Source organism: Pantoea cypripedii (assembly GCF_011395035.1).
Taxonomy (GTDB): domain Bacteria; phylum Pseudomonadota; class Gammaproteobacteria; order Enterobacterales; family Enterobacteriaceae; genus Pantoea; species Pantoea cypripedii_A.
Window position 1 is genome coordinate 1623432 of record NZ_CP024768.1, and the last position, 19653, is coordinate 1643084.

The 19653-nt window shown below is 50.5% G+C and carries 21 protein-coding genes; 5 read left to right on the plus strand and 16 right to left on the minus strand.

Translation table 11 applies throughout. The annotated features are described in order from the left end of the window. The 5 genes from CUN67_RS07515 to potA all read right to left on the minus strand — a co-directional run. Positions 1–277: helix-turn-helix domain-containing protein (locus CUN67_RS07515; protein ID WP_208717099.1), on the minus strand; the 277-nt coding region annotated here is incomplete at its 3' end. A gap of 147 nt (positions 278–424) precedes the next feature. After that, entirely contained in the window at positions 425–1468 is a 1044-nt protein-coding gene (gene potD / locus CUN67_RS07520; RefSeq protein WP_208714664.1) for a spermidine/putrescine ABC transporter substrate-binding protein PotD, read from the minus strand. A 10-nt stretch (positions 1469–1478) separates the two neighbouring features. After that, complete coding sequence (gene potC / locus CUN67_RS07525) at positions 1479–2252, minus strand: spermidine/putrescine ABC transporter permease PotC (protein WP_208714665.1); 774 nt, start codon at positions 2250–2252, stop codon at positions 1479–1481. Next, positions 2249–3100, minus strand: coding sequence for a spermidine/putrescine ABC transporter permease PotB (gene potB / locus CUN67_RS07530; protein WP_208717100.1), 852 nt, complete (start codon positions 3098–3100; stop codon positions 2249–2251). Before potB ends, potC begins: the two co-directional genes overlap by 4 nt. Beyond that, the gene (potA, locus tag CUN67_RS07535) at positions 3093–4208 is read right to left on the minus strand and encodes a spermidine/putrescine ABC transporter ATP-binding protein PotA (RefSeq protein WP_208714666.1); all 1116 of its coding nucleotides are present in this window, start codon (positions 4206–4208) and stop codon (positions 3093–3095) included. The genes potB and potA overlap by 8 nt, the downstream gene beginning before the upstream one ends. A gap of 305 nt (positions 4209–4513) precedes the next feature. Between potA and pepT the strand changes: the two genes are divergently transcribed. Further along, a complete protein-coding gene (gene pepT / locus CUN67_RS07540) occupies positions 4514–5740 on the plus strand; it encodes a peptidase T (RefSeq protein ID WP_208714667.1) in 1227 nt (408 codons plus the stop codon). 80 nt (positions 5741–5820) lie between these two features. Here pepT and CUN67_RS07545 read toward each other — a convergent pair whose 3' ends face one another. From CUN67_RS07545 to rluE, 8 genes are all read right to left on the minus strand, one after another. Then, positions 5821–6942, minus strand: a complete 1122-nt coding sequence (locus CUN67_RS07545) for a ribosomal protein uL16 3-hydroxylase (RefSeq protein WP_208714668.1) — start codon at positions 6940–6942, stop codon at positions 5821–5823. A gap of 57 nt (positions 6943–6999) precedes the next feature. Then, positions 7000–8460: a two-component system sensor histidine kinase PhoQ gene (phoQ, locus tag CUN67_RS07550; RefSeq protein WP_208714669.1), complete on the minus strand. Its 1461-nt coding sequence runs from the start codon at positions 8458–8460 to the stop codon at positions 7000–7002. A gap of 3 nt (positions 8461–8463) precedes the next feature. Continuing rightward, positions 8464–9132, minus strand: coding sequence for a two-component system response regulator PhoP (gene phoP / locus CUN67_RS07555; protein WP_208714670.1), 669 nt, complete (start codon positions 9130–9132; stop codon positions 8464–8466). A 105-nt stretch (positions 9133–9237) separates the two neighbouring features. Then, positions 9238–10608 carry an adenylosuccinate lyase gene (gene purB / locus CUN67_RS07560; RefSeq protein ID WP_208714671.1) on the minus strand — a complete coding sequence of 457 codons (1371 nt, stop codon included), beginning with the start codon at positions 10606–10608 and terminating at the stop codon, positions 9238–9240. A gap of 48 nt (positions 10609–10656) precedes the next feature. Beyond that, positions 10657–11298, minus strand: coding sequence for a high frequency lysogenization protein HflD (gene hflD, locus CUN67_RS07565; RefSeq protein ID WP_208714672.1), 642 nt, complete (start codon positions 11296–11298; stop codon positions 10657–10659). Between the two features lie 34 nt (positions 11299–11332). Continuing rightward, a complete protein-coding gene (gene mnmA, locus CUN67_RS07570) occupies positions 11333–12445 on the minus strand; it encodes a tRNA 2-thiouridine(34) synthase MnmA (RefSeq protein WP_208714673.1) in 1113 nt (370 codons plus the stop codon). 38 nt (positions 12446–12483) lie between these two features. Next, a complete protein-coding gene (locus tag CUN67_RS07575) occupies positions 12484–12960 on the minus strand; it encodes an NUDIX domain-containing protein (RefSeq protein ID WP_208714674.1) in 477 nt (158 codons plus the stop codon). Positions 12961–12976: 16 nt separating this feature from the next. Beyond that, positions 12977–13627 (minus strand): 23S rRNA pseudouridine(2457) synthase RluE, encoded by a 651-nt coding sequence (rluE, locus tag CUN67_RS07580; protein WP_208714675.1) that lies wholly within the window; start codon positions 13625–13627, stop codon positions 12977–12979. 131 nt (positions 13628–13758) lie between these two features. On the opposite strand from rluE, the gene icd reads away from it, so the two are divergent. Together icd and CUN67_RS07590 are read left to right on the plus strand one after the other, a co-directional pair. Continuing rightward, entirely contained in the window at positions 13759–15009 is a 1251-nt protein-coding gene (icd, locus tag CUN67_RS07585; RefSeq protein ID WP_208714676.1) for an NADP-dependent isocitrate dehydrogenase, read from the plus strand. Between the two features lie 366 nt (positions 15010–15375). Continuing rightward, on the plus strand, positions 15376–16092 hold the full coding sequence (locus CUN67_RS07590) for a helix-turn-helix transcriptional regulator (protein ID WP_208714677.1): 717 nt from the start codon (positions 15376–15378) through the stop codon (positions 16090–16092). A gap of 35 nt (positions 16093–16127) precedes the next feature. Here CUN67_RS07590 and CUN67_RS07595 read toward each other — a convergent pair whose 3' ends face one another. From CUN67_RS07595 to CUN67_RS07605, 3 genes are all read right to left on the minus strand, one after another. After that, positions 16128–16718 (minus strand): acyl-homoserine-lactone synthase, encoded by a 591-nt coding sequence (locus tag CUN67_RS07595; protein WP_208714678.1) that lies wholly within the window; start codon positions 16716–16718, stop codon positions 16128–16130. 314 nt (positions 16719–17032) lie between these two features. Then, complete coding sequence (locus CUN67_RS07600; RefSeq protein ID WP_208714679.1) at positions 17033–17665, minus strand: acyl-homoserine-lactone synthase; 633 nt, start codon at positions 17663–17665, stop codon at positions 17033–17035. 762 nt (positions 17666–18427) lie between these two features. Continuing rightward, the gene (locus CUN67_RS07605) at positions 18428–18838 is read right to left on the minus strand and encodes an Exc2 family lipoprotein (RefSeq protein WP_208714680.1); all 411 of its coding nucleotides are present in this window, start codon (positions 18836–18838) and stop codon (positions 18428–18430) included. 241 nt (positions 18839–19079) lie between these two features. Here CUN67_RS07605 and CUN67_RS07610 point away from each other — a divergent pair, with 241 nt between their 5' ends. Both CUN67_RS07610 and CUN67_RS07615 read left to right on the plus strand, forming a co-directional pair. Then, on the plus strand, positions 19080–19277 hold the full coding sequence (locus CUN67_RS07610; RefSeq protein WP_084873931.1) for a DUF6404 family protein: 198 nt from the start codon (positions 19080–19082) through the stop codon (positions 19275–19277). A 113-nt stretch (positions 19278–19390) separates the two neighbouring features. After that, positions 19391–19591 (plus strand): hypothetical protein, encoded by a 201-nt coding sequence (locus CUN67_RS07615; protein ID WP_208714681.1) that lies wholly within the window; start codon positions 19391–19393, stop codon positions 19589–19591. Positions 19592–19653: the final 62 nt, after the last annotated feature.

The window sequence follows — 19653 nt, forward strand, 5'->3', positions numbered from 1 at the left end:
GATGGATTTTTTTGGGTCCCCAGTCGGGATGCTGCATACGGAAGAGAATGAGGCGGTCAGCGATATCCGGAGAGATTTTCTCCGGCTGTGTGAGTCTTGCCCGTGAGGCGTTCTGAAGAGAGGAGAGGTCAGCGGGGTCAAATCGGCTGAGCCACTTATAGCCGGTTTTCCGGCTGATACGGTGCAGACGGCAAAGTTCAGAAACGGAATGAGTGCCTGCAAGGCAGGCACGGATAAATTCAAGGCGTTGCATGATAACAGTCTCAGTCCAGGGCATAGTGAGTCTCCTCTGCTATGCCNTTTATAACTGTTACCCATGTGCCCGGTCTAAAGTGTTACCTATGTGCCCGGTTTGTACCTAAATGCCGACCCTACAGGTAACGGTAAATCGTAGGGTGCGCATTCATGCGCACCGGGTTAACAATTAGCGTCCTGCTTTTAATTTCTGGAACAACGTCTCGTACTGCACGCTGGCATCACCCACATCGTTCTGCCATTCGCCGTTGTTAATCACCTCCGCCGATGGATACAGCGATGGATCATTGGCGACCGCCTGTGGCAGCAGTTTTTTCGCCGCCAGATTCGGGGTCGGGTAGCCGATGGTTTCTGCCACTTTTGCTGCCACTTCCGGGCGTAGCAGGAAGTTAATTAACTTCAGTGCGCCAGCTTTGTTTTTCGCATTGGCCGGGATTGCCAGATTATCCATCCAGAAAATGCCGCCTTCTTTCGGCCATACCACCTGCAAAGGCGTACCGGCCTGACGTGCCACATACGCCGAACCGTTCCAGATCATGCCGAGATTCACCTCGCCTTCCATATACGGATTGCCGGGGTTATCGGAGTTAAACGCCAGCACGTTTGGCATCAGCTTTTTCAACTCTTCGTAAGCGGCTTCGATCTCTTTTGGATCGCGTGTGTTGCCCGAATAGCCCAGCTTGCGCAGCGCCATCTGGAAGACTTCGCGCGCATCATCGGTCAGCAGCAGGCTCTGCTTGTATTCGGGTTTCCACAAATCCGCCCAGCTGGTGATGCTTTTCGGGTCAATCGCATCGGTATTGACGCCAATCGCGGTCGCGCCCCAGATATAGGGAATCGAATAATCATTATTGGGGTCGAACGGTTTGTTCAGCAGGTTGGGATCGAGGTTGTGAAAGTTGCTCAGCTGAGATTTATCAATCTTTTGCAGCATGCCTTCATTGCGCATTTTGGCGATGAAATAGGTGGATGGCACCACCAGGTCGTAAGCGCCGTCTTTCCAGGTTTTCAGCTTGGCATACATGCTTTCATTGGATTCGTAGGTGGAATAAATCACCTTGATGCCGGTTTCTTTGGTGAACTGCTCCAGCAATCCCGGCGGGACATATTCGGTCCAGTTATAGAAATAGAGCGTGTTGCTGTCATCAGCCTGCGCGCTCTGCATACCCAGTGCCAGCGCCCCAGCCGCCAGCCAGTGAGACCATTTTTTCATTGGTTGTCCTCTATTTGGTTTTATCCCGCAATAACAGCTGGCTGGCTGCCACCAGCAGCAGTGACAGCAGCAGCAAAATGGTTGCCAGTGCATTCACCTCGGGTGATACGCCGACTTTTACCATCGAATAAATTTTCAACGGCAGAATTTCAAACGTTGGGCCGGTGACGAAGGAGGAGACCACCACATCGTCCATCGACAGGGTAAAACTCAGCAGCCAGCCTGCTGCCACGGCGGGCAGCGCCAGCGGCAGTAGAATCTTGCGCAAAATCGTCATTTCGCTGGCCCCCAGATCTTTCGCCGCTTCCAGCATTCGCACATCAAAGCCTTTCAGGCGTGAGTAGACGGTAATCACCACAAACGGCAGGCAAAAGGTGATATGAGAAAACAGCAGCGACCAGAAGCCCAGCGAGATGCCGAGTAACATAAACAGCACCAGCAGCGAAATCGCCATCACAATATCCGGCGACATCATCACCACAAACAGCATGCCGCTGACGAAGGGTTTACCACGGAAACGGTAGCGATACAGCGCCACTGCCGTCAGCGAGCCGATCAACGTTGCGCAGCTGGCCGATAACACCCCCATCAGCAACGAATGCTGCGCTGCCTGCAACAGGCTGTCGTTATTCACCAGCAAGGCGTACCACTGGGTACTGAAACCCTGCCAGTTGATGCCGAAGCGTGAGGCGTTAAACGAATTGACGATCAGGATAATGATTGGAATATAAAACCAGGCGTAAATCACCGCCATAAAGCTACCGCGTAACCAGCGAGCCATCATTGCAGCTCCACTTTGTTATTCAGCAGGCGTGCAGCGCGCCAGTAAAACAGCAACATCAAGCCCATCAGCAACGTCATCACAATGCTGGTGGCGGCACCAAACGGCCAGTCGCGAATATTCAGGAACTGGCTTTTGATTACGTTGCCAATCAACAGATTTTTCGCGCCCCCCATCAAATCGGAGACGTAAAACAGGCCCATTGCCGGGATCAAGACCAGCAGGCAACCGGCGACGATACCGGGCATGGTGAGCGGCAGAATGATGCGTACAAAACGTTGCAGCGTATTGGCTCCAAGGTCACGAGCGGCCTCCAGACAGGCTTTATCCAGCTTTTCCAGGCTGGAGTAGAGCGGCAGCACCATAAACGGCAGCAGGATATAGATCAGCCCTAGGATCACCGCCTCCGGCGTGTACATGATGCGAAAGGGCTGGTCGATCACCCCCAGCCACAGCAGAAACTCGTTCAGCCAGCCCCGGGTGCTGAGAAAAATTTTCAGGCCGTAGATGCGGATCAGTGAGTTGGTCCAGAAGGGGACAATCAGCAGAAATAACATCAGTGGACGCAGGCGTTCTGGCAATTTTGTCAGGCACCAGGCAAAGGGATAACCGAGCAGCAGGCAACACAGGGTGGCGATGACCGCCATATTAAGCGAATGCAACAGAACTTCGGCGTAGAGCGGATCGAGCAGGCGGCTGTAGTTGCTGAGAGTAAACACCATGCTGACAAAATGTGCATCGTCACGTGTCAGAAAGCTGGTGACAAAGATCATCAGATTCGGCAGCAACACAAATAGCGTCAGCCAGCCAACAATCATCACCACGATGGCGTTTTGCAGGCGGTTACGCATCAGCTTCATACGGCAGCACCACCTCCCAGCTCTGCACCCAGCTCACAGCCATTTTTTGGTTAAGCGAGTGGTCAAAATCGGGGTCGTCTTCATTGAAAAATTCGCTCACCGTCAATAGCTTGCCATTTTCCAGTTCAACGGTGGACTCCAGCGTCATCCCTTTATAGTTACGTTCACGCACGTAACCCACCAGATGCTCGCTGCGGCTGTCGTGATCGATCTCTTCCACGCGCAAATCTTCCGGGCGCAGCAGGACATGTAATTTCTCACCCGCGGCCACCGGAAAGGGGCAGTGGATATCACATTCGCGACCTTCCACACGCGCACGCACGCGCGGGGCGTTTTCACTGCTCACCACTTCGGCATCAAACACGTTGATTTCACCGATAAAGCGCGCGACAAATAAATTGGCTGGTTCTTCGTAGATCTCACGCGGCGTACCGTCCTGCTCAATACGGCCATCGCGCATCACCACGATGCGGTCGGACATGGTCAGCGCTTCTTCCTGGTCGTGGGTGACGAACACAAAGGTGATGCCGAGCTTGCGCTGCAACGCTTTCAGCTCGTTCTGCATCTGCTTACGCAGCTTGTAATCCAGCGCGGAGAGCGACTCATCCAGCAGTAACACTTTAGGCCGGTTCACCACCGCACGCGCAATCGCGACACGCTGTTGCTGGCCGCCTGACAGCTGATGAGGACGCCGGTCGGCAAAACTTTCCAGCTGCACCATCGCCAGCGCGTCATTGACGCGGCGGGTAATCTCCGCTGCCGGGGTTTTCTGCATCCGCAGGCCAAACGCCACGTTTTCAAATACCGACATATGCGGGAACAACGCATAGCTCTGAAATACGGTATTGATATGGCGATGTTCGGCTGGCGTGTCGGTAATGTCATTGCCATCAAGGATGATACGACCACGGTCGGCATCTTCCAGCCCGGCGATCAGGCGCAGAATGGTGGTTTTACCACAGCCGGAAGGCCCGAGCAGGGTGATAAATTCACCGTGATGAATGGTCAGCTGGAAGTCGGAAATGATGGCTTTACCATCGAAGGCTTTACTGATGCCAGAAAGCGTAACCAGCGCCTGTTGTGCGCGTGTTTGCGTCATTTTAGTCACTCAGTCTGAAAATGATCTGATTACAGCATAGTCGCACGTAGCGGCCAGCCGTGATGAAGGGCGGGATAATACCTGAAAAATGCGGCAATGCCATGTTTCCACGTGGAATTACCTTGAAAAGTCTGAAAAAGAACGGAGTATGCTGTACCGACACGCAGCGGCACGGGAAATCTTTCTGCATCTGATGATTGAGCAAATCATCATGACGGGACTAACCTGATGGATAATGATTTGACGCAACAACGCGTCGCCAGTGACCAATGATAATAAATGCAGGTTCTTTAGAGGGATGACCGATGGATCAATTACTTGAGCGCTTTCTCAGTTATGTGGCGATAGAAACGCAGTCAAAGCCACAGGCACGGCAGGTACCAAGCAGTGAAGGGCAGTGGACGCTGGCGCGTCAGCTCCAGGAAGAGCTGCTGGCTTTAGGTTTTGTGGATGTGACGTTAAGTGACCATTGCTGTGTCATGGGCACCTTACCGGCGAATGTTGACTGGCCGACCCCGGTGATCGGCTTTATTTCGCATATGGATACCTCGCCGGATTTCACGGCGAAAAACGTGAATCCGCAGATTATTGAAAATTACCGCGGCGGGGATATTGCCCTCGGCAACGGTGATGAAATTCTTTCGCCGGTGATGTTCCCGGTGTTGCACAAATTGATCGGCCATACGCTGATCACCACCGATGGTAAAACGTTGCTCGGGGCGGATGATAAAGCCGGGGTAGCGGAAATCATGACCGCCATGGCACGCCTCGCCCAGGGGGACATTCCGCATGGGGCGATTCGTGTCGCCTTTACGCCGGACGAAGAGATTGGCCGTGGTCCGTCCTACTTTGATATCGAAGAGTTTGCCGCCGACTGGGCGTATACCGTGGACGGTAGCGATTTGGGGGAGTTCGAGTTTGAGAACTTCAACGCGGCATCAGCGACGGTCAAAATTGTCGGTAACAACGTGCATCCGGGTACCGCCAAAGGGGTGATGGTGAACGCACTGGAACTGGCGATGCGTTTCCACGCCGAAGTGCCGGCCAACGAAAAACCGCAATTCACCGAAGGCTACGAAGGCTTTTACCATCTGCATACCATGAAGGGCACCGTGGAACATGCGGAAATGATGTATATCATCCGTGACTTTGATGCGGATAACTACGCCAAACGTAAGCAGTTGCTGGAAGATATCGGGCGTCGGATCAGCAAAGGTCTGCATGCGGAGTGCACGATAAAAGTCGAGATCAGCGACAGTTACCGTAATATGCGCGAGAAAGTGGAACCGCATCCACACATTATCGAACTGGCGTTGCAGGCGATGCGTGACTGCGGCATTGAACCGAACGTGAAACCGATTCGCGGCGGTACTGATGGTTCAGCGCTGTCATGGAAAGGACTGCCGTGCCCGAATTTGTTCACCGGTGGCTACAACTATCACGGCAAACACGAGTTCGCGTCACTGAACGTGATGGCGCAGGCGGTGGATGTGATTGTGCGCATTGCGGCGCTGGTGGCAGAGAAAAAATAAACCCGGTCGGCCAGGATGCGTAGCGGCGCAATTTATTGCGCGTTTTTTAAAACCCGCGCGATGAATCGCGCCGCTACGGTTTAATCCGCGAAGTACCAATAACCGCTGTTTACCAGCGCGGCGACCTGCGCCAGCAGTGAAGGATCGTTCAGCGCTTCACCAAAGTCTTCCAGCGTGAGGACCTGACGATGTGCCAGCGCCGCCAGCACTTCCGGATGGCTACAGGCTACACGCTCGCCGTTAACAAACACCGCATCACCCAGCGTCAGCACACGTAATCCACCGAGGCGTGTCAGGGCATCGCCCTGTTGCAGCGCATCATAGATTTCGTCGGGCTGATACGGCGGCTCCGGCGGTGCGATATCCAGCTCGTGACGTGACTGCGAAATAAATTCGCCAAACCACTGGTTAAACTGCTCAGGCTGATTGATCACGTCCAGCATCGCGGCACGGATGCCCTCCACCTCGGCAGGCAGAATCTGCGACGGACATTCACGCGTCGGCACATCGGGATCGCTATAACGATAGCTGCCCAGCTCGTGAGCCAGCACGTAGTCGGCAAAACCGCTGATTAGCTCGCGACCACTTGGCGCACGGAAACCTACCGAATAGTTCAGCGCGTTTTCCAGTGAGTAGCCTTCGTGCGGGAAGCCCGGCGGAATATAGAGGATGTCACCCGGTTCCATCTCTTCATCAATGATGGCGTCAAAGGGTTCGACCTGAAGCAGGTCAGGATGGGGACAGTGCTGCTTCATCGGCACTTTCTCACCCACGCGCCAGCGACGACGGCCGGTGCCCTGAATGATAAACACATCGTACTGGTCAAAATGCGGACCGACACCGCCGCCCGGCACGGCGAAGGAAATCATCAGATCGTCAATACGCCAGTCGGGCAGAAAGCGGAACGGACGCATCAGCGCCGCAGAAGGTTCATGCCAGTGGTTAACCGCCTGCACCAGCAGCGACCAGTTGTTTTCACCGAGATGATCGTAGCTTTCAAACGGTCCGTGGCTCACCTGCCATTTACCGTTGTCATGGCTCACCAGGCGGCTATCCACCTCGTTTTCCATTGCCAGACCGGCCAGCTCATCAGGAGAAATTGGGTCAATAAAGTTTTTAAAACCACGTTTAAGCACCACCGGACGTTTTTGCCAGTAGCGCTGAATAAAGTCGGGCCAGTTAAGATCGAGCTGATAATCCATAGAAGGGTTCCGGTTAGGGCCATGAATGCCTGCAAGTATAACAGCCCGCGCGCCTTTCTACTCGCGACGATGTTCAACTTCCTGACGCTGGAAAATCACTTCCATACGCGCCCCGCCAAGCGGGCTGGTGGTGGCAATCACCTGACCGGCGTACTGCTCCAGAATGTCGCGAACCACCGCCAGGCCTAAGCCCTGACCGGGTCGCAGCGTATCGGCACGCTGACCGCGAACAAAGATTAAATCGCGCTTACTTTCGGGGATACCGGGGCCATCATCGTCGATAAACAGGTGCAACGCTTTATCGGTTTGCCGTGCACTGACTTCAATAAACTCCAGACAATATTTGCAGGCGTTATCCAGCACGTTACCCAGCACTTCCATAAAGTCATTCTGATCGCCGATAAAGGTCAGTTCCGGGGAGATATCGAGGGTGATTTCCACGCCTTTACGCTGATAAACCTTATTCAGCGCCGAGCACAGGCTGTCGAGCAGCGCCGAGACCGAATGTAAATCACGCTGCAACGGGTTGTGATCGGCCTGCATACTGGCGCGATGCAGGTAATAACCGATCTGCTGCGAGATGCGGCTGATTTGTTCCAGCATCACCGGCTCGGCCTGTTCCACCGTCAGATCTTTGCCGCTGCGCAGTGAGCGCAGCGTGCTTTGCAACACCGCCAGCGGCGTCTTCAGGCTGTGGGTGAGGTCGGAAAGGGTGGTGCGATAGCGGGTATAACGCTGGCGTTCATTGGTGAGCAGCAAATTCAGGTTACGCACCAGGCTGCGCAGCTCCTGGGGAGGATGGTCATCCAGGCCTTCCCGCTGACCGGTTTCCAGTTCGCGCACCTGCGAGGTGAGATCGCCGATCGGCCGCAGGCTCCAGTGCGCCGCCAGCCACAGCAGTGGGATCACCAGCAGCAAATTCGCCGCCAGCACGTAGCTAAACCATGACCACACCACATCGGAATGCTGGAGTTCCTGTGGGATCGAATCGACCACCACAATGGTCAGCGCCGGTAAGTTGGTGGTGGCGTCATAGCGGTTGACCGCGACCGAGTGGGTAAAGGTATCGTTGCTGTTCGTGTCGAGGGCGTGAAGCTGTTTCTGTGCCACCAGGTTGTTGCCCATCGCCGCCAGGCTGGTGCGGTTGCTGGTATCTATTTCGTAGAAGTCAGGCTTGAGCAGCCACTCACGGCGGATTTTGCGGCGAATTTCCGGCACATCACGTTGTTGCCACAGCAGTTTGCCGTGTTCATCGTAGATAAACACCAGCGTCGGGAAATTGAGTGTCATCCGCTCTGGCTGGGCAATGGTCAGCCGGTTGTCCTGCCACTGCGCAAGGGTAAAGAACAGATTGCTTTCGCCACGCATCACGCGATAGGTGTTTTTGTCGAAACTCACCACATAACCCACTACGGCGACCATGCCGTAGGAGAGCGACAGAAACAGCACAATGGCGGCTGTCGCCAGCAGAAAGCGGGCGCGCAGAGAAAAAGGGCGCAGGCGATGAAACCAGTTCATTGATCAGAGATCGAAACGATAGCCCTGACCGCGTACCGTGTTGATCACTTCCGTCGGATAGAGCGCGAGAATTTTTTTACGTAAACGGCCCATCAGGACATCGATAGTGTGGCTTTCACGTAATTCAGCATCGGGATAGAGTTGCAGCATCAGCGAATCTTTGCTGACCACTTTTCCGGCGTTACGGATCAACGTCTCGACGATGGTGTATTCAAAGGCAGTCAGTTTGACCGGCTCATCATTCACCGTCAGCTCGCGGCGAGAGAGGTCAACCTGGAATGGCGGCATCGAGATGATCTGCGAAGCATGGCCGCTGTTACGACGCATCAGCGCCTGCAAACGGGCAGCCACTTCTTCGATATGGAAAGGTTTGGTGACGTAGTCGTCGGCACCGGCTTCCAGCGCTTCGACTTTCGCCTGCCAGCCTTCACGGGCGGTGAGCACCAGAATCGGCTGACGAATCGCTTCGCCACGCCAGCGGCGGATCAGTGACATACCATCTTCGTCCGGCAGGCCAAGATCAACCAGCGCGATGTCCGGTATATGTTCCTGGAGAAAATAATCCGCCTCTTTCGCATCTTCTGCGGCATCCACCTGGTGACCCATTTCGCGCAATTGCACGGCAAGATGATGGCGCAGCAGCGCATTATCTTCCACAACCAGAACACGCATAGCATTTCCTTACTTTCAACTCATTGATGGAGCAAAGTATATGCGAAGTCAGCTAAACCGCAGATTAACACAGGCGAGCCGCGGCCCGCCTGTGTTCGCGCGAGATTATTTCAGGTCGTCAACCATCTGGATTGCACGGCCGAGGTAGTTGGCTGGCGTCATTTGCTTCAGACGCACTTTTTCCTCTTCCGGCAGTTCGAGACCCTCAATAAATGCCTGCATACCGGCGGCATCGACGCGTTTGCCACGGGTCAGCTCTTTCAGCTTCTCGTAAGGCTTCTCGATGCCGTAGCGACGCATCACGGTCTGAATCGGCTCCGCCAGCACTTCCCAGTTATGATCCAGCTCGTCAAGCAGACGGTCACGGTTCACTTCCAGCTTAGAGATGCCTTTCAGCGTCGCCTGATAGGCGATCAGCGCATAGCCCACGCCCACGCCAAGATTACGCAGCACGGTGGAGTCGGTCAAATCGCGCTGCCAGCGTGATACCGGCAGTTTGCTTGCCAGATGTTGCATCACCGCATTGGCCAGACCGAGGTTGCCTTCCGAGTTTTCGAAGTCAATCGGGTTAACTTTGTGTGGCATGGTGGAAGAACCGATTTCACCGGCGATGGTTTTCTGTTTGAAGTGATTCAGCGCAACGTAGCCCCAGATATCACGATCAAAGTCGATCAGAATGGTGTTGAAACGCGCCATGCAGTCGAACATTTCAGCGATGTAGTCATGCGGTTCAATCTGCGTGGTGTACGGGTTCCAGGTGATGCCCAGTGAGGTGACAAAGGCTTCGCTCAGCTGATGCCAGTCCACTTCCGGGTAGGCGGCGATGTGCGCGTTATAGTTACCGACCGCGCCATTGATTTTACCCAGCACTTCGATGTTGCCGAGCTGACGCAGCTGACGCTCCATGCGGTAAGCGACGTTAGCCATCTCTTTACCCATCGTGGAAGGGGTAGCGGGCTGACCGTGGGTGCGTGACAGCAGTGGAATATCGCGATATTCCTGTGCCAGGCCTTTCACTGCCGCAATGATTTTGCTCCAGTAAGGCAGGATCACCTCACGGCGTGCCGTTTCCAGCATCAGCGCATGCGACAGGTTGTTGATATCTTCAGAGGTGCAGGCAAAGTGGATAAACTCAGATACCGCGTGCAGTGCCGGGACATCGGCCACTTTCTCTTTCAGAAAATATTCCACCGCTTTTACGTCGTGGTTGGTGGTGCGCTCGATGGTTTTAATGCGTGCAGCGTCGGTTTCGTTGAAGTTAGCAACAATCGCATCAAGGAAAGCGTTTGCGTCGGCATCAAATGCAGGAACTTCCTTGATCTCTGCGGTCGCAGCCAGTTTCTGTAACCAGCGAACTTCAACCTCAACACGGAATTTCAGCAAACCGTATTCGCTGAAAATCGCGCGCAGTGGGCTGACTTTATCGCCGTAACGACCATCGACAGGTGAGACGGCGGTCAGAGAGGATAATTCCATCAGTGCAACTCCTGAATCGTTTAACAAAGCGTGATGCCGGAAGGGCGCTTAATACGCCGTTCCCAGCCGGGATAAAATGGTTTTTGCCTCGCGCAGCAAACGCTGACGCGAGAACATCAGCTGCAGGCGGCCACCGCCAACCTGCTGCCATAATACGGCAGAACGAATACCCGCCAGCAGCGTGGCACGTACCCGGTTCTGGACCTGGCTGCTCTGCAATACCTGTGGCGAGCCGGTCACCTGAATACGCGGGCCGAGCGGGCTAATCACATCAACATAAATGGCGGCCATGGCGCTGGTGATGGTGTCGGATTCCAGTTCGTAGTGCGCCAGCTGACGATCAAGCTGGCTGATGCGCTGGGCCAGGGTGTTGAGTGCTTGTTTATTGCTGTGCAGCTTGCGTTCCAGCACCACCAGGCTCAGGGTATAGCGCATCAACTCGGCGCCTGCACCCTGGCGGCTGCTGCTATTCAGCACCGCCATCATGGTTTCCAGACCCAGCCGCAGGTTGGCTTCATCATTGCCATACACCGCCAGTGTTGATCCGGGGTTGAGATCAAGCAGGCTGCGCAGCGAGACATTGAGTGCGTCGTTATTACAATTGCCCTGATGCGCCAATTGCTGCACCAGATGGGCTGCCTGGCACACGCCCGCCAGCGCCAGCGTAATTTCATAGTAGTTCTTAGCCACGGTTACTCCTGTATACGCGTCGGCAGCGCCGACCTCAGGCCGCTGCCCAGGGCAGACGCTGTTCGATAACGCCGCCACCGAGGCACACTTCACCCAGGTAGAACACGGCAGACTGTCCCGGCGTAACAGCAGCAACCGGCTCATCAAAACGGACTTCGATACGGTCATCACCGAGCGGAATAATTTCGCAGGGGATGTCGGTCTGGCGGTAACGGGTTTTCACCGTGCAGCGCAGCGGGGCGGTGATCGGCTGACGATCAACCCAATGCAGCTGTTGGGCAATCAGCCCCACGGACATCAGACGGGGATGATCGCCACCCTGTGCCACAATCAGACGATTGCGTTCAACGTCTTTATCGACCACATACCAGGGATCGTCATTGCTTTCTTTACGTCCGCCAATCCCCAGGCCTTTACGCTGACCCAGGGTGTGATACATCAGGCCCTGATGTTCACCGACGATTTCGCCATCAACGGTTTCAATGGCACCCGGCTGGGCGGGCAGATAACGTCCAAGGAAATCACGGAATTTGCGTTCGCCGATAAAGCAGATGCCAGTGGAATCTTTTTTCTTCGCGGTAATCAGATCAAGCTGCTCGGCAATGCGGCGGACTTCCGGTTTTTCCAGCTCGCCCACCGGGAACAGGCTTTGAGCGACCTGCTGGTGGCTGAGGGTGTAGAGGAAGTAGCTTTGATCTTTGTTGCCATCGAGGCCGCGCAGCAGGCGGCTCTGACCATCAACATCCTGACGGCGGACATAATGGCCGGTGGCGATAAAGTCAGCACCGAGATCTTCTGCGGCGAATTCAAGAAACGCTTTAAACTTGATCTCTTTATTACACAGAATGTCGGGATTCGGCGTGCGACCCGCTTTGTACTCTTCGAGGAAATGTTCAAAAACATTGTCCCAGTATTCAGCGGCGAAGTTGACCTTATGCAGTTTGATACCGAGTTTGTCGCAGACGGCCTGCGCATCAGCCAGGTCTTCAGCGGCAGTACAATACTCCTCGCCGTCGTCTTCCTCCCAGTTCTTCATGAACAGGCCCTCCACCTTATAGCCCTGCTGTTGCAGTAACCAGGCGGAAACGGAAGAATCGACGCCGCCGGACATACCGACGATCACTTTTTTCTGGCTGTTGTCAGACATGACACACTCTTAATTACGATAAAAACAGGCGGCGTATTCTAGCACGCAGAAGCCGGGTGCGCACCCTCGTGAAACGGCCACTGGAACGGTGCGACCAGTTGTAAGGGGTAGCGCGCACCCTGTTGCCACAATCGTACACTTTCAGCCACCAGCGGTGAACGCAGGTTATCGGCAGTGAGAATCTGCTCTGGCGTCAGCCACCAGCAGCAATCGATGTCATCATCATGCGGGGTGGTGGTGACGCGTTGCGGCAGATCCAGGCCAAACAGAAACCGCACAAAAGGCGTATTATCCGGGGCGATCCATTGCTGTACGCCAAGAAAATAGTGCGGTGCGGCATCAATACCCGTTTCTTCGTATAACTCGCGTTGCGCGGCTTCCAGCAGGGTTTCATCGGCTTCCAGATGACCGGCGGGTTGGTTCCAGGTGGCGCGCCCGAGAATGCGTTCTTCCACCACCAGTAACTGACCTTCAGCCTGCACGATGCAGGCGACGGTGACATGAGGTTTAAACATCGATCCTCCCGGATTGTTAACCTGAAGTTATAAAATTCGGACTGATATCACGCCATTCACCCGGTGCCAGATTATCCAGCTGGTGTTCTCCCATGGCGAAACGGATCAAGCGCAGAGTAGGTAAACCAATATGCGCTGTCATACGCCTTACCTGGCGGTTACGCCCTTCATATAAGGTGATTTTCAGCCAACTAACCGGAATGGCTTTGCGTTCACGGATTGGCGGCTGGCGCGGCCAGAGCCACTCCGGTTCTGGTACAAGCTCCACGCCTGCGGGCAGGGTGGGGCCATCATTTAAGGTCACGCCGCTGCGCAGGCGGGATAAATCTGATTCCTGCGGTTCGCCTTCGACCTGCACAAAATAGATTTTCCCGGTGCGTTTGCCGGGCTGGGTCAGCTGCGCCTGCAGCGCGCCATCGTTGGTTAAAATCATCAGGCCTTCGCTGTCGCGATCGAGGCGCCCTGCGGCGTAGACGTCGGTCACGGGCACGAAATCCTTCAGGGTCCGGCGTCCGGCTTCATCGCTGAATTGCGGTAAAACATCGAAAGGTTTGTTAAAGAGTATGACGCGCACTGGACCCCGAGGCCGCGTATCACGGCGGACAGGCTTGCGTGACGGGGCGCTGAATCGTTTATCCTGGTGAATTCGTTGGGAAGTTTTTCGCATGGGCTTTGCAGTTGGTGACAATCAGCGCATTATAACGCGAAACTGCGGTGATTGGCGCGGCGGAAATATTCAAGTAGTATTGACGCGCATCTTACAAATCATTAACAAAAAATCGCTCGAAGGAGAGGTTAATGGAAAGCAAAGTAGTTGTTCCGGCGGAAGGTCAGAAAATCACCCTGGATCAGGGCAAACTGGTAGTGCCAAATAACCCGGTCATCCCCTACATTGAAGGTGACGGCATCGGTGTTGACGTTTCCCCCGTGATGCTGAAGGTGGTTGATGCCGCTGTGAAGAAAGCCTACAACGGCGAGCGAAAAATTTCCTGGATGGAAATTTACACCGGTGAGAAGTCAGTAGAACTCTATGGCCAGGATGTCTGGCTGCCGCAGGAAACCCTCGATTTAATCAAAGAATACCGCGTTGCCATCAAAGGCCCGCTGACCACTCCGGTGGGTGGCGGTATTCGTTCTCTGAACGTTGCACTGCGCCAGGAACTGGATCTGTACGTTTGTCTGCGTCCGGTTCGTTACTACAAAGGCACCCCAAGCCCGGTAAAACGTCCTGAAGATACCGATATGGTGATCTTCCGTGAAAACTCTGAAGATATCTATGCAGGTATCGAGTGGAAAGCCGGTACGCCAGAAGCTGACAAAGTGATCAAATTCCTGCGTGAAGAGATGGGCGTGAAGAAAATTCGCTTCCCGCAGCAGTGTGGTATCGGCGTGAAGCCGTGTTCAGAAGAAGGCACCAAACGTCTGGTTCGTGCTGCAGTGGAATACACCATCACTAACGATCGTGATTCCCTGACGCTGGTTCACAAAGGCAACATCATGAAGTTCACCGAAGGTTCTTTCAAAGACTGGGGCTACCAGCTGGTGAAAGAAGAATTCGGCGGCGAGCTGATCGATGGCGGCCCGTGGATGAAGTTCAAAAACCCGAACACCGGCAAAGAGATCATCGTAAAAGACGTGATCGCGGACGCCTTCCTGCAGCAGATCCTGCTGCGTCCGGCTGAGTACGATGTTATCGCCTGTATGAACCTGAACGGTGACTACATTTCTGACGCCCTGGCGGCGCAGGTTGGCGGCATTGGTATCGCACCGGGTGCAAACATTGGTGATGAATGCGCGCTGTTCGAAGCCACTCACGGTACGGCACCGAAGTATGCAGGCCAGGATAAAGTGAACCCAGGTTCCGTCATCCTGTCCGCAGAAATGATGCTGCGTCACATGGAGTGGTTCGAAGCCGCAGACCTGATTGTTAAAGGCATGGAAGGCGCTATCGCCAACAAAACCGTGACCTATGACTTCGAACGTCTGATGGAAGGCGCTAAACTGCTGAAATGTTCAGAGTTTGGCGACGCGATTATCGCGAATATGTAAGCTGCCTTTTAGGTGGAATAAAGAACGGGAGCCGATGGCTCCCGTTTTTTTGTGGTGCACTTGCACTAGCGGTAGGTGAGGCCAGTCTTTAAATTTGTTGGCTTTAATTGTTACCTGAACCTGGTTTAAATTTAGGGTGAGGGAAACCGAATAAACACTAATAAAAAGAATATTCTTAGTTAACTAAGGACGTTTTCTTACGTACATTAACCTGATTTTTAATGTTACAATGCCTATGCTTTGGTATGGGTAAGTGATGGCGATCATAACAATTCATAAAATTCGGTATATCAAATGGTTTATACCATAGGAATATGTTAAGCAAGAATTACAGAAAATAAAGACAACGTGAGGCAAAGAAAGATAATGTCAAAATTTTATGCAAATGAAGATATAAATGAAAAAGTTAAACTATTTCTGGAGGAGGCTTTCCCGGGGATAAAAGATTATAAATATGGATATTTCATCATAAGCAAAAAAGATTTAAATGAAATTCGTATTATAAACAATTTCCCTGAGTGGTTTGATTTATATGTGAAAAATGTCCATCAGATGGTAGATCCGGTAGTAATGAAAGCACTAACGAGAGTGGAAGGTTTTAACTGGAACGAGGAAATTATTATCTCTTCGAAGTTAGCTTTGCCAAAGGTAATGCTTCATGCAAAAGAGTATGATATCAATAACGGACACACATATATAATTCATGACTACAAAAATAATCTGGCACTGTTGTCAATTTTCAATGATCAGAGAGCTGGTTTAGCTGACGAAAACTCACGAAATATTGATATTGATCTATCAATTTTTGTGAAAGTTCATCAGAAATTACTGTCTTTGTATGAATTTTTCAAAATAGACAACGATAATCACAGTATTTCATTCACTCCAAGAGAGAATGAAATTCTATATTGGGCTGCTGTAGGTGAAACTTACAGGGAAATTGCATCACATTTGGATATCACTGTGTCTACAGTAAAGTTTCATATGGAAAAAATTGTACAGAAGTTAGAGGCTGTCAATGCAAAGCATGCAATCAGATTAGCCTCTGATTTAAAATTAATTACTGTTCCTAATGGCGGGTAATAAAGTGAAGTAGTTGTAAGTGATACGGGTGCCCACTATGCATATTTGTTTTTCAAAGCATCTTTTAGACAAAGTATTGCGATGTCTTTAGTTGGCATAATGATCAGATAGATCTGTTCTTTTTTTTCAGATATCCCGATTTTTTGAACTTCTATGTTCCACCCGGCTTTAATTAAACTACACAGCAGTTGCTCGGATACGACGGCATAAATACCATCGTAACCAGATTCTTTTGCGAAAGCATGAATATTAAGAAAGAAACGCAGCTTTAAATCTCTTGCGAATTCGTATTCTAGATCTGGCTCATTATCAATAAATAGACGGGTAACTTCTACATAATTCCCTTCAGGTAATGTTAACTTATCGAAATATTTATAGAAAACCCCAGTGAACATGTTATCAAAATGCATGTCAATAAATCGGCATCCGCAAATTATTTTTCCTTCCTTTTTGCCTATGAGATAATTAGTGTTTTCATTGTCATATTCATCAAACTCCATGCCATCTTTACATTTCACTAACCAGTCTAATCTATCTTTAAATATTTTTTTTCTTATGAAGTAAAATTCATTGAGGTCTTTTTTTAGCATCTTACTGTAATTACATGATTCAAATGTAATCATCATAATTATTCTCAGCTATTTGAGTTGATTGAAAGAAATTTTAAACACCAGAACTGGATGAGTTACGATGGAAGATTTTGTGTGGTTATTAGAAGCTCTGGCAACAAAAAATATCAGTGATTTGTCCGATGTTTTTCTGAGTTATTGACTTAACTTTAGATGATTAGATAAAGTTATAAAAATAATATGATCACAAAACTGATTTCATCTTACAAGAAAGCATCAAATTAATTTTTTCCTAATTATTTTTTAGGCATTTCATCTATTATGTAACATTAATTTGTACATAAATGAAATCCATCATTATATGTTTTTTTTTAAATATTAAGAGAGTAATTAATGAAATCTTCGTGAATGGTAAGGTGGTCAGGTATTATTTTTCTTAATATTAGATGAGTATTCGGCTCATCTACAGGCATGAAAACATAATGCACAGCCTCTCTTTTCTCAGAATAACCAGATTCTAACACTTCCACATTCCAGCCTATCCTCCGACAAATGATTAATATGGCCTCGCTTACTATAGAGTAAATTCCTTCATAATTATTTCTTCGAGTGAAATTTATCATTGCGACAAAAATCAATGCGCAGACAGGGTGATGAGCCAACTTTAATTTATTTATACGTTCTTTATTAACAAATAGCCTGCTGGCTTCCAGATAATGTCCGCTTGAAATCTTCATGTTGTTGAAAAATGATTTGAAAACACCACACTTCAACATATTAGGCTTGTCAATTTCTATAAATCGCACACTGCAAATTACCTCACCACAGTATTTACCCAGTATATAACTGGCATCATGCGTGTCATATGCATCAATCTCCTTCTCATCAGAGCAATCTACTGCCCAATCAAGCCTGTCTTTAAAAACCCTTTTTCTAAGATGAAAGAGACTGTTGGCTTCATTGTGTGTCAGAAAAGAAAACGGAACAACATATAGTTTAATCATATAATATCCCCTTTTAACTTTATATTTAACCTTGAAATAGATATGCAATTAAAAAACACAACTATACCAAAGTCAATAAATAATACCTTGGTGAGTGTTTTTATATTAAAGATTAAAAATAAAGTTAAAAAATTATACGAGCATCACAACTTGATGGTCGCAATTGTGATAGTTTCAGTGGTTTTCTTCGCGTCATATGCTTTAAGAAAAGTACGCCTCAATAACTTAGTGAACATTGATCGTAATCTATCGTTCTTTGTGAAAATTCATCAAGACTACTGTCTTTGTATGAGTTTTTTAAAATAGATAATGGAAACCACTGTAGTGTGGTATCTAAGGGAGGGTTTGCATGGTTCGCTGGCTTCCTGCCTCAATATTTTTCCCATCAATGTGATGCCCCGTAACCTCTCATAAGCTCATTGACAATAGTGAATAAAAGCCTCCCACATAAACCTGAGAGGCTTTGGATATTATTTACTGTTAAACCAAACGTAAAACCGAAACAGCCCGGAATAAAATGCGTAAGCACCGATTAGCATAAAAACCCAGGATAATACTCCCAGCCAGCCATGTGTGTTCATTGGGCTACATGGTGCGGCCTGATTCGAAAGGGGTAATATCGTAAATAACCAGATTAAATTTACTAAAAACCGACGCCTGGGCGTGCCAGATACGAAGCCATTCATAGTGTATTCCCATCACCAGTAGCACTGTCCAGTAATATTATCAGAAAAGCGATTTCCGCCATCCTTCGGCTTATAGTCACCCCCGTCCTTCAAAACCATCCATATAGGTTTCCGATATTGCCTTAGCCATATTGTCTCGCCAGCGCGGTGATATATTTTCCTTGTATTCCTTCCCGGCGAATTGGGAGGTGCCATGAATGGATTTTAAGAATTCATCACTACGATAATAATTAACGCGTTGCTGTACATCTGCTGCCGTTAATCCTGCCTCACGATCTTTTTTTCCCTGTTGCCAGAACTGCTCGAAAAAAGGTGTCATCAGGCGGATTGAGTCCGCTTTATTCATTCTGAAGTTTGGGTCGTTATCATCAATAGTATGAACAAAATGAATGGCATGGCGCTTTGCACTGTTGTCTGGCTGGGCACAACTACTAAGGAAAACAAGGGATAGCGCGATGGCGCTTAGCGTCAGGGTATTTTTAAGCATGTTATATTCCATTATTTAGGTAAATATCAGGCAAAAGATTGGTGATTATTGCCGTCATTCCATCAGTGATATCTGAGATCTGGCTTTTTATGCCGCAAAAAGGGTGCCTCTTTATTGACCAGGTTGTCAATCTTTTCCCGCAAAAAATAAACCAGGGTGATGCAGATAACATTCCCGAAAGTTGAGTCGTGTTTTTTGTCGGGCAAACCGTTATCGTCAGCGCTCAATGACAGGAGGGGTTATGCAGGGTGTGATGAAGTTCATTAAGGGCTGGCTGGTGTTTTCTCTGCTGTGGGGGATTTTTATGTGGTTTGTGTCCTGGCAGGCACAGGGGAAAGAGCCCGGCCTGGCAATCGTGATGAGTCTCTATGCGGGTCTGATTTATCAGGCGTTAATGACCATGGTGGCGCGCTATAAAACCCGTAAATCACAGGCCTGATTTTTTGCATCTGCTCAACGCTCACCACGCAGCTTTGCGCTGTACTGACACTAATTTACATAGCCTCAGGCAAGCTAAGCGCACTTTTGGATCATTGTTAGGGTGAGTGGATAATGAGGAAGATGCCGCTGGCTGCCTGGTTTTTTCTGTTGCTGTCTTTTGGGTCCTGTGCGCAACCGCTACCTGCGCCCCCCAGTATGCATTTATACAGTGGTCGCCACCTTGATTCAGGTAACAACGGTATGGCTGATGTGGCAGAAACGCCGGACGAACATATTCAGGAAAGGCGTGATGACGTGGGATATCATCAGTAATCCTGGCTGCAGCCCCAATGTTGATGAATAAAAAAGCTGCGATCGCAATGATCGCAGCGAGG

Bases quoted from the DNA above. Each gene is read 5' to 3' on its own strand.
- potA (WP_208714666.1), bottom strand. From the start codon at position 4,208: ATGACGCAAACACGCGCACAACAGGCGCTGGTTACGCTTTCTGGCATC.
- phoP (WP_208714670.1), bottom strand. From the start codon at position 9,132: ATGCGTGTTCTGGTTGTGGAAGATAATGCGCTGCTGCGCCATCATCTT.
- potC (WP_208714665.1), bottom strand. From the start codon at position 2,252: ATGATGGCTCGCTGGTTACGCGGTAGCTTTATGGCGGTGATTTACGCC.
- CUN67_RS07575 (WP_208714674.1), bottom strand. From the start codon at position 12,960: ATGTTTAAACCTCATGTCACCGTCGCCTGCATCGTGCAGGCTGAAGGT.
- purB (WP_208714671.1), bottom strand. From the start codon at position 10,608: ATGGAATTATCCTCTCTGACCGCCGTCTCACCTGTCGATGGTCGTTAC.
- icd (WP_208714676.1), top strand. From the start codon at position 13,759: ATGGAAAGCAAAGTAGTTGTTCCGGCGGAAGGTCAGAAAATCACCCTG.
- mnmA (WP_208714673.1), bottom strand. From the start codon at position 12,445: ATGTCTGACAACAGCCAGAAAAAAGTGATCGTCGGTATGTCCGGCGGC.
- rluE (WP_208714675.1), bottom strand. From the start codon at position 13,627: ATGCGAAAAACTTCCCAACGAATTCACCAGGATAAACGATTCAGCGCC.
- CUN67_RS07605 (WP_208714680.1), bottom strand. From the start codon at position 18,838: ATGCTTAAAAATACCCTGACGCTAAGCGCCATCGCGCTATCCCTTGTT.
- CUN67_RS07600 (WP_208714679.1), bottom strand. From the start codon at position 17,665: ATGATTAAACTATATGTTGTTCCGTTTTCTTTTCTGACACACAATGAA.
- phoQ (WP_208714669.1), bottom strand. From the start codon at position 8,460: ATGAACTGGTTTCATCGCCTGCGCCCTTTTTCTCTGCGCGCCCGCTTT.
- CUN67_RS07590 (WP_208714677.1), top strand. From the start codon at position 15,376: ATGTCAAAATTTTATGCAAATGAAGATATAAATGAAAAAGTTAAACTA.
- CUN67_RS07610 (WP_084873931.1), top strand. From the start codon at position 19,080: ATGCAGGGTGTGATGAAGTTCATTAAGGGCTGGCTGGTGTTTTCTCTG.
- CUN67_RS07595 (WP_208714678.1), bottom strand. From the start codon at position 16,718: ATGATGATTACATTTGAATCATGTAATTACAGTAAGATGCTAAAAAAA.
- CUN67_RS07545 (WP_208714668.1), bottom strand. From the start codon at position 6,942: ATGGATTATCAGCTCGATCTTAACTGGCCCGACTTTATTCAGCGCTAC.
- pepT (WP_208714667.1), top strand. From the start codon at position 4,514: ATGGATCAATTACTTGAGCGCTTTCTCAGTTATGTGGCGATAGAAACG.
- potD (WP_208714664.1), bottom strand. From the start codon at position 1,468: ATGAAAAAATGGTCTCACTGGCTGGCGGCTGGGGCGCTGGCACTGGGT.
- potB (WP_208717100.1), bottom strand. From the start codon at position 3,100: ATGCGTAACCGCCTGCAAAACGCCATCGTGGTGATGATTGTTGGCTGG.
- CUN67_RS07615 (WP_208714681.1), top strand. From the start codon at position 19,391: ATGAGGAAGATGCCGCTGGCTGCCTGGTTTTTTCTGTTGCTGTCTTTT.